The organism is Pseudomonas sp. Irchel 3H3, assembly GCF_900187635.1.
Lineage (GTDB): Bacteria > Pseudomonadota > Gammaproteobacteria > Pseudomonadales > Pseudomonadaceae > Aquipseudomonas.
Genome location: NZ_FYEC01000007.1, coordinates 105,626 through 119,377, shown reverse-complemented (window position 1 = coordinate 119,377; position 13,752 = coordinate 105,626). Strand labels below are relative to the sequence as shown.

14 protein-coding genes are annotated in these 13,752 nt (G+C 61.7%); 1 reads left to right on the top strand and 13 read right to left on the bottom strand.

Annotated features, from left to right (window positions below):
- Window position 1: 1 nt before the first annotated feature.
- From CKW24_RS10640 to CKW24_RS10620, 5 genes are all read right to left on the bottom strand, one after another.
- Window positions 2–628: a response regulator transcription factor gene (locus CKW24_RS10640; RefSeq protein ID WP_095167712.1), complete on the bottom strand. Its 627-nt coding sequence runs from the start codon at window positions 626–628 to the stop codon at window positions 2–4.
- A gap of 82 nt (window positions 629–710) precedes the next feature.
- Window positions 711–1,427: an MgtC/SapB family protein gene (locus CKW24_RS10635; RefSeq protein ID WP_095167711.1), complete on the bottom strand. Its 717-nt coding sequence runs from the start codon at window positions 1,425–1,427 to the stop codon at window positions 711–713.
- 489 nt (window positions 1,428–1,916) lie between these two features.
- On the bottom strand, window positions 1,917–2,645 hold the full coding sequence (locus tag CKW24_RS10630; protein WP_095167709.1) for an amidotransferase: 729 nt from the start codon (window positions 2,643–2,645) through the stop codon (window positions 1,917–1,919).
- A 96-nt stretch (window positions 2,646–2,741) separates the two neighbouring features.
- A complete protein-coding gene (locus tag CKW24_RS10625) occupies window positions 2,742–4,886 on the bottom strand; it encodes a 3-hydroxyacyl-CoA dehydrogenase NAD-binding domain-containing protein (RefSeq protein WP_095167707.1) in 2,145 nt (714 codons plus the stop codon).
- Window positions 4,887–4,913: 27 nt separating this feature from the next.
- Window positions 4,914–6,119 carry an acetyl-CoA C-acetyltransferase gene (locus tag CKW24_RS10620; RefSeq protein WP_095167706.1) on the bottom strand — a complete coding sequence of 402 codons (1,206 nt, stop codon included), beginning with the start codon at window positions 6,117–6,119 and terminating at the stop codon, window positions 4,914–4,916.
- A 583-nt stretch (window positions 6,120–6,702) separates the two neighbouring features.
- Between CKW24_RS10620 and CKW24_RS10615 the strand changes: the two genes are divergently transcribed.
- Entirely contained in the window at window positions 6,703–7,509 is an 807-nt protein-coding gene (locus tag CKW24_RS10615; RefSeq protein ID WP_095167704.1) for a cytochrome c, read from the top strand.
- 98 nt (window positions 7,510–7,607) lie between these two features.
- On the opposite strand, the gene CKW24_RS10610 is transcribed toward CKW24_RS10615, so the two are convergent.
- From CKW24_RS10610 to CKW24_RS10575, 8 genes are all read right to left on the bottom strand, one after another.
- Window positions 7,608–8,417, bottom strand: a complete 810-nt coding sequence (locus CKW24_RS10610; protein WP_095167702.1) for a transglutaminase family protein — start codon at window positions 8,415–8,417, stop codon at window positions 7,608–7,610.
- Complete coding sequence (locus tag CKW24_RS10605) at window positions 8,414–9,364, bottom strand: alpha-E domain-containing protein (protein ID WP_095167700.1); 951 nt, start codon at window positions 9,362–9,364, stop codon at window positions 8,414–8,416. The genes CKW24_RS10610 and CKW24_RS10605 overlap by 4 nt, the downstream gene beginning before the upstream one ends.
- 12 nt (window positions 9,365–9,376) lie before the next feature.
- A complete protein-coding gene (locus CKW24_RS10600; RefSeq protein ID WP_095167698.1) occupies window positions 9,377–10,786 on the bottom strand; it encodes a circularly permuted type 2 ATP-grasp protein in 1,410 nt (469 codons plus the stop codon).
- A 389-nt stretch (window positions 10,787–11,175) separates the two neighbouring features.
- Window positions 11,176–11,517 carry a ribonuclease E inhibitor RraB gene (locus tag CKW24_RS10595; RefSeq protein WP_095167696.1) on the bottom strand — a complete coding sequence of 114 codons (342 nt, stop codon included), beginning with the start codon at window positions 11,515–11,517 and terminating at the stop codon, window positions 11,176–11,178.
- 203 nt (window positions 11,518–11,720) lie between these two features.
- Window positions 11,721–11,957 (bottom strand): hypothetical protein, encoded by a 237-nt coding sequence (locus CKW24_RS10590; RefSeq protein ID WP_095167695.1) that lies wholly within the window; start codon window positions 11,955–11,957, stop codon window positions 11,721–11,723.
- 149 nt (window positions 11,958–12,106) lie between these two features.
- Window positions 12,107–12,712 (bottom strand): START domain-containing protein, encoded by a 606-nt coding sequence (locus tag CKW24_RS10585; protein ID WP_095167693.1) that lies wholly within the window; start codon window positions 12,710–12,712, stop codon window positions 12,107–12,109.
- A gap of 41 nt (window positions 12,713–12,753) precedes the next feature.
- Window positions 12,754–13,008, bottom strand: a complete 255-nt coding sequence (locus CKW24_RS10580) for a YkgJ family cysteine cluster protein (RefSeq protein WP_095167692.1) — start codon at window positions 13,006–13,008, stop codon at window positions 12,754–12,756.
- A 159-nt stretch (window positions 13,009–13,167) separates the two neighbouring features.
- Entirely contained in the window at window positions 13,168–13,671 is a 504-nt protein-coding gene (locus CKW24_RS10575) for a translation initiation factor 2 (RefSeq protein WP_095167690.1), read from the bottom strand.
- Window positions 13,672–13,752 lie beyond the last annotated feature (81 nt).

The following is a 13,752-nucleotide window of genomic DNA, read 5'->3' as shown; positions in this document are numbered from 1 at the left end:
TCTACAGCAGGTTGTTACGTTTGGCGAAGTCCGCCAGGTACACCACCGACTTGACGTTGAGCTTCTCGATCAGGCGGGTCTTGTAGGTGCTCACGGTCTTGCTGCTCAGCAGCATTGCCTCGGCGATCTGCTTGTTGCTCAAGCCGTTGGACAGTTGCTGGAGGATGCTCAGTTCCCGGTCGGTCAGGCTCTGGATCAGCTCCAGTTCGCTGGTCTGGCCGTCGCTGCGGCGTACCGAGCTGTCGGCCAGGTTGGGGAAAAACGTGTAGCCGTGCATCACCGCGGCGATGGCCTTGCGCAGTTCGCCGACGTCATCGGTCTTGCACAGGTAGCCGGCAGCACCGGCCTTCATGCAGCGCATGGCATAGAACTGCGGGGCCTGGGAGGTCAGCACCAGGATTCTGATCGGCAGGCGCAGGGCGCTGATCCGGCTGATGACCTCCAGGCCGTCCAGCTTGGGCATGGCGATGTCCAGCAACACCAGGTCGGGCACGTGCTCGCGCGCCAGTTGCACGGCATCGGCACCGTTGCCCGCCTCGGCCACCACGGCAAATTGTTCCTGCTCCAGCAGCACCCTCACTGAAGACCGAATGAACGGGTGATCGTCCACGATCAGTGCCTTGTACATGGGGACCCCTGCAGACCAAGCAAAACGCCATGATATCCCGTCTGGCCGCAACATTCCCCGCCCAGTGCACGCGGTGGCGCCATCACTCGGTGGTGCTCGGGCTCCAGAAGGCTTGTTGCACCAGCGGCGACAGGCTCAAGCGCGCCACCAGGGCGTCCAGTTCGTCGCCGTCCACCGAGGTGGTGGCCAGGGTCGCTTCGATCTCCACTTCATCGCTGCCAAAGGCGTGCACGTCGACGTCGCTGGCCGGGTAGTTGCTGCGTTCCAGCTCAGCTTCGAGCAGGGCCAACACGGCTTTTTGCCGAGAGCGTTGGGCGATGACATAGACGATATTGGTCACTTCGGCCGAGACCACATCCAGCGGCTGGCGGTTGATGTTATTGACGATCGGCCGTAGCAAAGTGTTCGCCGCCAACACGAACAAGGTGCCCAGCAGCGCCTCGAGCACCAGGTCAGCGCCGGCACAGGCGCCGACTGCCGCCGAGGCCCAGAGGGTAGCGGCGGTATTCAGGCCGCGGACATTGCCCTCCTCGCGCATGATCACCCCGGCGCCGAGAAAGCCGATCCCGGAAACCACATAGGCCACCACCCGCACGGCCCCCTCGGCGCCGGCCAGGCGGTTGGCCATGTCGACAAATATCGCCGCGCCAACGGCCACCAGTACGTTGGTGCGCAGGCCCGCCGTGCGTTGGCGGTACTGGCGCTCGAAGCCGATCAGCCCACCCAGGATGAAGGCGGCGCTGAGGCTGACCAAGGTGTCGACCAGTGAGTCGAGATTGATGTTGTTGAGTGCTTGCATAGGTAGATTTCCTGACTGGGTTGCCAAGTGCAGGAAGACCCTCAAGCCGGTACGACCGAGCGCTGCCCCGCAAACCAACCGGGACAGGGGTGACGCGCCGGGCAAAAGACTGGCGTGTCGACAGCGGGTCTGGTCCACCCAAGGTGGCCAACACAGGCTGTTCAGTGTCGATGAGAGGGGTGTCACACGTCGGCCAGGACTGGCCTTGACCGGAGGAAACCGCTGCTCGCTGTTTATCGGCGAGACAACGGCACAAGCGGGCTGCGCGTTATCTTGCCGAGAAGGTGCCGGTTAGCGTAACCGGCCGACGACTGTCGCTCGAACAAGTACCCACTGTGGGTCTCCGTAAAGGTTGAAAACGCGCGCAGCTTACGCCTCGCGTTGCGCAGGGTAAACCTTGATGGCCGATTATGCGGGGCGATTCCCCAGCCGTTCAGTACCGATTCAGGCTGAGGGTGGGACTAAACCACCCCCGCACTAACGTCGTACTCAGGACGCCTGGGCGTCAGGCTTGTGCGCGACAAACCGCATCATCCACTCGGCCACGGTGCTGCCATGGTGGTCCTGGTCCAGGCTGGCAACGCCTTGCTGGTAGATCTGTTCGCCGAGAAACTGCTGGCGAATGTCCAGCAACGCCCGCGAGTAGTCGTGGATGAACTCGGGATGCCCCTGGAAACACAACACCTGATCGTTGATGTGATACGCCGCAAAGGGGCAGAAATCGCTGGAAGCAATCACCGTGGCGTTCTCCGGCAGCGCGGTGACCTGGTCCTGGTGGCTGATCAGCAGCGTCAGCTCCTCGCGCACCGGGCTCATCCAGGGGGCCTTGGCCGCCATTTTGTAGTTATGGATACCCACGCCCCAACCCTGGCTCGCACGCTCGCTCTTGCCACCCAGCAACAGTGCCAGCAGTTGATGGCCGAAGCACACGCCCAGCAGCTTGTCGCCGCGCTCATAGCGCGCCAGCAGATAAGTCCTGAGGGTTTCGATCCAGGGGTCGGTGCCGAACGAATCGGCCTTGCTGCCGGTGACAAGGTAGGCGTCGAATGTCAGGTCGTCGCTCGGATACTCGCCCTGCATTACGTTGTACACGGTGAACTCGGCGGCGATCGGTTGCTGGGAAAACAGGCGCTGGAACATCTGCCCGTAACCCTGGTATTGATCGACCAGTTCTGGACGCAGGATGTCGGTTTCCAGAATGCAGATGCGTAGCGACATAAAAAATACCTGACACGATGATGGGAATAATTGACACCCCAGAGCCTGCCTTGAAACACCCTGGCAAGGCAAGCCCCGAGATGCGCCCTCACCGCCTCAGAACAGCTCGCCCTTGGCTGCTTTTTCCAGCAACAGCGCCGGCGGCGCAAAGCGCTCACCGTACTGCTCGGCCAGGTAGCGAGCACGGGCGACAAAATCCTTGAGCCCATACTGGTTGATGAACTGCAGTGCCCCGCCCGTCCACGGGGCAAAGCCGATACCGAAGATCGAACCGATGTTGGCGTCGGCCGTCGACATCAACACGCCCTCTTCCACACAGCGCACGGTCTCGATGGCCTGCACGAACAACAGGCGATCGCGCACATCCTGTGGCGAAATCTGCCCATCCGTCTGCTCGAAGCGGGTTTTCAATTGCGCCCACAGATGTTTTGGCGCGCCGGCCGGGTAGTCGTAGAAACCACCGCCAGCAGCCTTGCCCGCCCGCTTGTACTCATTGAGCAACAGATCGATCACGGCAAACGCCGGATGCTCTGGCAATGGCTTGCCTTCGGCTTGCAGGTCCTTGGCGGTCTGCTGGCGAATGTGGCTCATCAGGCTCAGGGAGACCTCGTCGGAGATCGCCAGGGGGCCAATCGGCATCCCGGCCTTGCGGGCCTCGGTTTCGATCATGGGCGCGGCGATACCCTCGCCGAGCATGGCAATGCCTTCGTTGGTGAAGGTGCCAAATACCCGCGAAGTGAAGAACCCCCGGCTGTCGTTGACCACAATCGGGGTCTTGTTGATTTGCAGGACAAAATCGAAGCCTCGGGCCAGGGTTTCATCGCTGGTGTGAGCACCCTTGATGATTTCCACCAGGGGCATTTTTTCCACCGGGCTGAAGAAGTGCAGGCCAATGAATTTACCCTGGTCCGGCACTGCCCGGGCCAGGCCGCCGATGGGCAGGGTCGAGGTGTTGGAGGCGATCACCGCGTCGGCACCGACCACTGCCTGGGCGGCCGCCGAAACTCGGGCCTTGAGTTCGCGGTCTTCGAACACCGCTTCGATTACCAGGTCGCAACCGGCCAGGTCGGCATCCTGCTCGGTGGGCGTGATCCGTGCCAGCGTGGCGTCGCGCTGCTCGGCGCTCAACTGGCCGCGGGCGACTTTCTGCTCGAGCAATGTCGCCGAATGAGCCTTGCCCTTCTCGGCTGCCGCCAGGTTGATGTCCTTGAGCACCACCTCGATGCCCGCCACCGCGCTGACGTAGGCAATGCCGGCGCCCATCATGCCCGCACCGAGCACCCCGACCTTGCGTGTCTGGTACGGCGCAAAACCCGCCGGCCGCGAACCGCCGGCATTGATCTGATTGAGCTGGAACCAGAAGGTACCAATCATGTTCTTCGCCACCTGGCCGGTGGTGAGCTCGGTGAAGTAACGGGTTTCGATCAACTGTGCCGTAGCGAAATCCACCTGGGCGCCCTCGACGGCCGCGCAGAGGATTTTCTCCGGTGCCGGCAGGCAACCCTGGGTCTTGCTGCGCAGAATCGACGGGGCGATGGCCAGCATCTGCGCGACCTTGGGATGGGCCGGCGTGCCACCGGGGATCTGGTAACCCTTGACGTCCCAGCGCTGCACCGCCGCCGGATTGGCCAGGATCCAGGCGCGGGCCTTGGCCAGCATGTCAGCGTGATCCAGCGCCAACTCATCGATCAGCCCGGCCTGCAATGCTTGCTGGGCGCGGACTTTCTTGCCTTCGAGCAGGTATGGCAGGGCTTTCTCCAGGCCCAGCAGGCGCACCATGCGCACCACTCCGCCACCGCCCGGCAACAGGCCGAGGGTGACTTCTGGCAGGCCGATCTGCACCGCACTGTGGTCCAGGGCGACACGGTAATGGCAGGCCAGGCAGATTTCCCAGCCACCGCCCAGCGCCGCGCCATTGATCGCCGCGACCACTGGTTTACCCAGGGTCTCCAGGCTGCGCAGCTGGCTTTTGAGTTCCAGGACCATGGCATAGAACGCCTTGGCCTCGGGTTTGCCGACCTTGATCAATTCATTGAGGTCGCCGCCGGCAAAAAAGGTCTTCTTGGCCGAGGTGATGATTACCCCGGCGATGCTGTCCTGCTCGGCGAGCAGCCGCGCGACACAGCCAGCCATGGCCTCGCGGTACAGCGCATTCATGGTGTTGGCGCTCTGGCCCGGCATATCGATGGTCAGGACCACGATCTGGTCCTGACCTTTTTCGTAACGAATGGCATCAGTCATGAACATGTTTCCTTGAAGTCAGGGGGCTCAGAGGCGTTCGATGATGGTGGCGATACCCATGCCGCCACCGACACAGAGCGTGGCCAGGCCATAACGCTGCTGGCGCGCTTCCAGCTCATCAAGCAAGGTGCCGAGAATCGCGCAGCCGGTAGCGCCCAGCGGATGCCCCATGGCAATCGAGCCGCCATTGACGTTGACCCTCCCCGGATCGATGGCCATGTCCTTGATGAACTTGAGCACCACCGAGGCAAACGCTTCGTTGACCTCGAACAGATCGATGTCTTCGACCCGCAACCCGGCCTTGGCCAGGGCCTTGCGGGTCGCCGGTGCGGGGCCGGTGAGCATGATGGTCGGGTCGGTGCTGGTGACTGCGGTGGCGACGATCCGTGCCCGTGGCTGCAGGCCCAGCGCCTTGCCCTTGGCTTCGGAGCCGATCAGCATCAGCGCCGCCCCGTCGACGATGCCGGAACTGTTGCCCGGGGTGTGCACGTGACGGATCCGCTCGACATGGCTGTAGACCCGCAACGCAGTCGCGTCGAAGCCCATCTGCCCGATCATCTCGAAGCTCGGCTTGAGTTTGCCCAGGCCTTCAAGGGTGGTGTCGGCACGGATGAATTCATCCTGCTCGAGCAGCACGATGCCATTCTGGTCCTGCACCGGTATCAGCGACTTGTTGAACGCCCCCGCTGCGCGCGCCCGGGCGGCCTTGAGTTGTGACTGCAAGGCGAACGTGTCGACATCCTCGCGACTGAAGCCTTCGAGCGTGGCAATCAGGTCGGCGCCCACGCCCTGTGGCGTGAAGTGAGTGTGCAGGTTGGTTTGCGGGTCCAGCGCCCAGGCGCCGCCATCGCTGCCCATCGGCACGCGCGACATCGACTCGACACCACCGACCACCACCAGGTCCTCGAACCCGGAGCGCACTTTCATGGCCCCCAGGTTCACCGCCTCCAGACCCGAGGCGCAGAAGCGATTGATCTGCACGCCAGCGACGCTGACATCCCAATCGGCTACCAGGGCGGCCGTCTTGGCGATGTCGGCGCCCTGGTCGCCGACCGGCGTCACACACCCGAGCACGATGTCATCAACCTGGCTGGTATCGAGCTGGCTACGTTGTTGCAGCGCCCCCAGCAGGCCCGCCAGCAGGTTCACCGGCTTGACGCTGTGCAAGGCACCATCGGCCTTGCCACGACCACGGGGCGTGCGTATCGCATCGAAAATCAAAGCTTGGGTCATGACATCCTCGTACTGGCGGGCAGGTAAAAGATCAATGAGTGTCCACCTTAGGCCGACGGGTGAGGGATTCAATGACCGATACGCTCAATGGCCTTGACGCTCATGCTCAGACGAACGGTCGACAGCAATTGGGTTAACCGTTTCAGGTCAGCGAACTGTCTAGCAAAAGGGCGACCACGCAGATGGCAATAGGCCTCATGCCTTTTTAGATGCCATTTGCGCTTAGCTGATATGAAATGGATCTAAGCCACAGCCCGCGTGGCCCCTAAGGTAAAGCTTACGAGGTTGTCGTCGGGTTTTGCCGAGGCACCCGGTAGCTGGACCCTACAGCGCTTTGCCGATGGAGATTTGCAGGCAAGCATTCGACGCTCAGGAAATAACAAAAAAGGCGGTCAGCCATGTTCAAACAATCGAAAGTGCGTCAAGCCGGGCTCATTCTCTTCGCCACCACCCTGCTGTTGATTCTGCCGAACCTGACCAAGGTGATTGGCTGATCCAACGCCAAGTGTTGCGACACCTTACTGTTCGCCCTCGTGTGCTTGTGCCAACCTTGGCGGCATGACCACGACCGGATGGCTATCACGTGAAAGCTTTGATTCTGCTTGCAGCCTTGCTCCTCGGCACGCCCTTGCATGCCGCACAACTGGTGCTCGACCTGGGTGCCGACAGCCGCACCTGGCAGACCGAGGAGCTGCTGCACCATCCGTTGGCACAGACCATCCGTGTTGCTGACGACGTTTCCTACAAACGCGACATGGACTACCGAGCGGTGCCACTGGCAGCGCTGCTGACGGGCGTCAAGGCCGACCATCACCTGCAGGCCGTGGCCCTGGATGGTTTCGCCGCAGAGCTGGCGGCGGCCCCCTTGCTCGCGACACAGGGCGCCCAGGCCTGGCTGGCCATTGAAGACCCGGCGCATCCGTGGCCGGCACTGGCGCCTGGCAAACCCAGCGCGGGTCCGTTCTACCTGGTCTGGACTCACCCCCAGGCCGCGGGGATCAGCCCTGAGCAATGGCCGTTCCAGGTCGCCAGCATCAAGCGCCTGGCCGCCGTCGCCGAGCGTTTCCCGGCCCTGCTGCCGGACCCTGCCCTCCCCACCCGTGACCCGATCAACCTGGGCTTTGCCCTGTTCCAGAAAAACTGCCTGGCCTGTCATCGCCTCAACGGCGCGGGTGACGCGCAGTTCGGACCGGACCTGAACATCCCCTACAGCCCTACCGAATATTTTGGCGCGCAGTTTCTCGAACGCTACATCCGCGACCCGCAAAGCCTGCGCCAATGGCCCCAGGCGAAGATGCCGGGGTTCTCCCAGGCGGTGTTGAAGGATGAAGAGTTGGCACAGTTGGTGGCGTACTTGCGGCATATGGCGGGGCGCAAGGTGAAACCCTGACGGGTGGCCCCATCGCGAGCAGGCGGAGCGCGCGCGGATGTCTCCCACAAGGTCTGTTGATCACCGCAAGAGCCCTGCTCGCGATGCAGGCACGCCGCCTACTGCTGTTGCACCGACATCACCGGCGCCGGCAGCGGCGAGACGAAGACCTTGGCGTGCATCTGTTCAAAACCGCCACCGCGGCGCATGCCGCGTACCGGGCAGGCGTCGAGGTAGTCCAGGCCCACTGCCAGCTTCAGGTGGCGCTCGGGACGGGCCAGTTGGTTGGTCACGTCAAAGCTGTACCAGGCGTCGTCCAGCCAGGCTTCGGCCCAGGCATGGCTGGCCAGGTGTTCGCTGCTTTCGCTGTACAGGTAGCCCGACACATAACGCGCCGGGATCCCCAGGCTGCGGGCACAGGCGATGAAGGTGTGGGCATGGTCCTGACAGACCCCGGCACGGCCGGCGAAGGCTTGCGCGGCGCTGGTTTGCACTTCGGTGGCGCCTGGGGTGTAGGTGATGTACTGGTTCAGGCCATGCATCAGGTCGATCAACGCGCTGCGGTCGCGCCGTTGCCGACACTGTTGTGTCGCAAAGGCCTGCAGGGCCTCGTCGGCCTCGGTCAGGCGGGTGAAGCGCAGGAATGGCAGGGCCGATTGGCTCTCGTGTTCGGCCTCGCGCAACTCATCGATGTCCACCTGCCCGCGCGCCCCGATGATGATGGCTTCGTGGGGCTCGTCCAGGGTCAGCACATGCAGGATGTTGCCGAACGGGTCGAGCTGCGCACGCACCGGTCGCGGTAACTCCAGTTGCCAGCTGAGCACGTGCTGGCGCTCGCTGTCGTGGGGGGTCAACCGCACATACTGAATGCTCGCCCGCACCTGGTCCTCGTAGTGATAGGTGGTCTCGTGGCTAATGGAAAGTCTCATGCAGCCTCCAGGTAGGAACTGTGTATGGCATTGCCCAACTGGCGTACCAGCGGGATGAACTCGGTCAACCAGGCATGCAGGCCTTCGTCGAGGATTTCCTGGATGCCGGTGTAGCGCAGGCGCGCGTCCATTTCCGCCGCCAGGCGCTGGGCTGGACGGCCGTTGGCGCCTGGTAACTGGGCAAGGATCTGGTCGATTTCCTCGGTGCAGGCGCGCAACGAACGGGGGACATCGGCTCGCAGCAACAACAACTCGGCGACCTGCTGGGCGCCGGGCGCGTCACGATAGATTTCGGTGTAGGCCTCGAATGACGACAAGGCCCGCAGCAACGCACTCCACTGGTAGTAGGCGTGGGCGGTGCCATCGCTGACCGCCTCGCCCTGATCGCCGGCCATTTCGTAGCGCGCATCCAGCAGGCGCAAGGTGTTGTCGGCCCGCTCGATGAAGGTGCCCAGGCGAATGAAGCGAAACGCATCATTGCGCATGATGGTGCCGTAGGAAGCCCCGCGGAACAGGTGGGAACGTTCCTTGATCCACTCGCAGAACCGGCTCATGCCATAACGCCCAAGGCCCTGTTCGGCTATCCCGCGAATTTCCAGCCAGGTGGCGTTGATGTTTTCCCACATGTCGGCGGTAATCCGCCCACGCACCGCATGGGCGCTGGCCCGCGCGGCCCCGAGACAGCTATAGATGCTGGCCGGGTTGGCGGCGTCCAGGGCGAAGAAGTGCAGCAAACGCTCGGCGTGCAACGCGCCATGGCGCTCCAGGTAGTCGTCCAGCGTGCCGGTGATCAACAAGGGCATCGCCAGTTCATGCAAGCCATCGCCGCGGCCGTCCTGCGGCATCAACGACAGCGAATAACTGATGTCGAGCATCCGCGCGAGGTTTTCCGCCCGCTCCAGGTAGCGCGACATCCAGTACAGATCCGAGGCAGTTCTACTCAACATGGCAAGCTTCCTTTAATCCTCGACAACCCAGGTGTCCTTGGTACCGCCACCCTGGGAGGAGTTGACCACCAAAGAGCCCTCGCGCAGGGCGACGCGGGTCAGGCCCCCAGGCACCACCCGGGTTTCACGGCCCGACAAGACGAACGGGCGCAGATCGATATGCCGCGGGGCGATGCCGTTCTCGACGAAGGTCGGACAGGTCGACAGGGACAACGTCGGCTGGGCGATATAGGCATGGGGCTTGGCCTTGATCCGTGCGCGGAACTGTTCGATCTCGGCCGCCGTCGCTGCCGGTCCGACCAACATGCCGTAGCCGCCGGAACCCTGGGTTTCCTTGACCACCAGCTCGGGCAGGTTGGCCAGCACGTGGGACAGTTCCGCCGGGTTGCGACACTGCCAGGTCGGCACGTTTTTCAGGATCGGCTCCTCATCGAGGTAGAAACGGATCATCTCGGTGACGAACGGATACACCGACTTGTCATCCGCCACACCCGTGCCGATGGCGTTGGCCAACACCACATTGCCGCTGCGATAGGACGCCAGCAGGCCGGGAACCCCGAGCATCGAGTCCGGGTTGAATGCCAGCGGATCGAGGAAGGCGTCGTCGAGCCGCCGGTAGATCACATCGACGGCCTTGGGGCCATCGGTGGTGCGCATGAAGACTTTGTCGTCACGCACGAACAGGTCCGCGCCTTCCACCAGTTCCACGCCCATTTCCCGGGCCAGGAAGGCGTGCTCGAAAAACGCACTGTTGAAGCGTCCCGGGGTCAGCACCACCACGCTCGGGTTATCGATGGGGCTGGAGCTTTTCAGGGTGTCGAGCAGCAGGTTCGGGTAGTGGTCGATGGGCGCAATACGCTGGGCCGCGAACAGCTCAGGGAACAGGCGCATCATCATCTTGCGGTCTTCGAGCATGTAGCTCACACCGCTGGGGGTGCGCAGGTTGTCTTCCAGCACGTAGTAGCTGCCGTCGCCATCGCGCACCAGGTCGACCCCGGAGATGTGCGAGTAGATGTCGCGGTGCAGGTCCAGGCCCTGCATGGCCAGTTGGTACTGTTCGTTGGCCAGCACCTGCTCGGCCGGGATGATGCCTGCCTTGATAATGCGTTGTTCGTGATAGAGGTCGGCGAGGAACATGTTCAGCGCCTTGACCCGCTGGATGCAGCCACGCTCGACAATCCGCCACTCGCTGGCGGGGATGCTGCGCGGAATGGTGTCGAAGGGAATCAGGCGCTCGGTGCCCTGCTCGTCGCCATAGAGAGTGAAGGTAATCCCGGCGCGATGAAACAACAGATCGGCCTCGCGTCGGCGTTGAGCCAGCAGCTCGTCAGGCGTTTGGGCCAGCCAACGGGCGAATTCTCGATAATGCGCGCGGACCTGGCCGCTGGCATCGTACATCTCATCAAAATAGGTGCGGATCATGCCGTACTCCTTGTCACCCGGACACCTTGGCATCGCAAGGCCCGTGCCAGCGGCATAAACCCTTTAGTATCAATCAGTTGGATTTCCACCCCGAAGGCTTCGCACCAATCCCGTGCAGCAAACGCCCCCACCTGATCGCCCGCGCTTCATTGCGAAGCAATGCTTATGGCTATTAGCAGCATAGCCATAGTTCATTTCACTGCCCGCCCAGGCACGCGGATAATTGGCCCATCACGCAGCAAGCGGCACCGCTCGCTTGCTGGCTACCCCTCTTCCCTTTTGGCCACCTGCTCAGGTGGCTTTTTTTTGCCTGGCGTTTGCCCCAGCCCAAATGAAAACGGCCGACCCAAAGGGTCAGCCGTCGCTGAGTGTTGTCGCTATTCATAGTGTTATGCGAGTTGCCCTCGTACCTCCTGCTTGACGCCCCAACCTTCGATGATTCCCCCCAAAGGCTCGACCACCGCCTCGAAGTCCTGTTCAAAATCGCCAATGCCGCCGTAGGTGGCGTACATCACCTTGCTCAGTTCCAGGTACCAGGCACCGTCGTCGCGCACACTGATCTGTGCATTCAAGGATTCACCGCGAAATTGTCCTGCCGCCCTGCGTGCCCCCTCCTCGTCGGGGAAAATGGCGTAGAACTCGATGGGATGGAACCGTGAAAAATCAAAACCGCCTTCTTTCATGCGGCGCAGCACGCTGCTGCTGATGTCTTCTTGATAGGCTGTGCTCATGAAACGTCCTCCTACTTCCAATGGATAGACTTTCCGTACTCCACGCGCCGGCAACCGAATGGTGCAGGCGCTACGGCAATCAGATTGCCGCCGGGACACAAGCATGTAGCTGACAAGACCAGACCTTAGCGATCCATTCGCTGATCTCGCTTGCAGAGTAGCTCCAACTCGGAGCGCGTGCCAAGGCCTGGTTACAGAAGGGATTATGGAATCGGGGAGATGCTGAGGATTTGAATGCTGTTCTGATCTTTGAGGCTCTTGAGCGTCGGGTCGTCGGTGCGACCTTCCAGGTCATTGAGATCCAGCTCGGCCGGAACCGGGAGAAGTTTGGCGCGAATCAGTTGCGCGGCCTTTTCCATGTCAGGTTGGTGCTCGCAGTCGAAGCGTTCGACGCTTTGCACACCATGATCATCCACAAAGGTGATTTCCCACTTTTGCATCGGTGCCTCCTCGATAAAACCCGTAGATGGGCTTACTTCCATCTCGACCCGGGTCGCCGGGCATTCGTTCCCTGCCCCTCGAAGAACTGCCCTGGCAACAGGGTTGCTATCACCAACCCTGTTGTTCCGATGGCCTGGAACAGGCGTGCTTACTTCTCGACACGTTCCTTGAGGGCCTTGAGGGTCTCGAAAGGTGCATCGACCACAAACTTGTTGGCGACCATCGCCGGCACGCTACCACCTGGCTCTGTGTGCACTTGATAGGTCACTTCGACCTGATCGCCCTTGGGCACGAACTTCCAGAAGCCCTTGACCTCGGTTACCCGGACAAAACCCTTTTCCTCCGGAATGTATTTCGGCACGCCTTCCAGGTTGCGGGTCAGGCTGCCATCGGCGCCATCGACGGTGGTGATATGCAGCACCGAGTCACGCGCAGTCACCGGCCAAGGGGTATTGAACTGGGTGTAGGTCCAACTCTGGTCACCTTCGTGCTTGAGCAGTTTCTGGCTCTTGCACTCGTGGATCCAGGCACAGGCCCCGGCCACGTCTTCCTGCAGCGCCCGCAGCTTGGCAACAGTGGTCTTCATCAGGGTAACGCCCTGATAGGACTTGTAGTCGGAGCCCGGCACTTCACTCAGGGAGATCTTGATCCCGTCTTCGTTCTTGGCAACTTTCCAGTCTTCGGCCTGAACCACGGTGGAGGCCAGAACAGCGCTCAACCCACACAGCACAGCGATACGATGCAGCGAACCCATAGTCTTGTTCCTTATTGTTGAAGTTCCGTTCGTTGAACACACTACGCCGCGGTCATTTGCTCCCACCAGCCGATCAGCGTGATGGCTTGTTCCTGGCTGCTGCCGCAGACCTCGATATCCGCCTGGAACGCGCCACAGACGGCAGGACGCTCGGGCTGGCCGAAGATACTGCACAGATTATCGACAGACAGTTGCACACAACGTTCGCCCGCGGGCTTGCCATGGGGCATGCCGGGAATCGGTGTACTGATGGAAGGGGCAATGCAGCAGGCGCCACAGCCTTCTCGGCATTTCATGACGACAAGCTCCTCGGGAGTGTGGAATGACGGGGACTAGAGTACCCGCTTAAACAGCCGTTTGAAATTGGCCGCCCAGGGGTTTTTCGCGCAAATACGCGTGACTGATCAGTCTTGCGACAAAGTGTCAGCTCGCCAGGTCACACCTGCCGTCGGGTTTTACTGATTGAACTGGAATTCCAGGGCCGCGCCTTCGATTTCCCGGCGCTCTTCGTTGCGCAGTTGCAATTGCATTTCGTTGGAAATCAGCCGGCCGTTAAGCTGGAACTTGCTTTCTTCCTTGGGTTTTTCCTCGAACAGTGGCGGCAGCAAAGGTGCGCGCTTGACGATCGGGACAGTGCCAATGGGTTGCAACTGGCGGACCATTTCCGGAGGCAGGCTCAGGTCGATATTGGTGGACGGTAACTCAGTGGTGCGCACCACTTCGCTGGCGGCCTTGGATTTCGAGGCAATCGGCGGGCGTGGCTTGTGCGCAACGGGTTTGTTCGCAGCGTCCGTTTTTTTCACGGGCGCGACTTTTTTGACCGGCGTGGTGGGTGCCACCTTAGTCGTTGACGTACTGGAAACCGCTTTATCCGGGGTCGTCGCCGCTATCGCGCTCCCCCAATTAAACACACTCAGCAAGCAGACCAACACCAGACCAACAGGAAAAATCGCTTTCATAACCCCTACAGCACTAACGGCAGAGGGCCATATGCTCGCCTGTTGCAGGGGCGCTGACAAGCGCCCATCTCGATCAGCCCC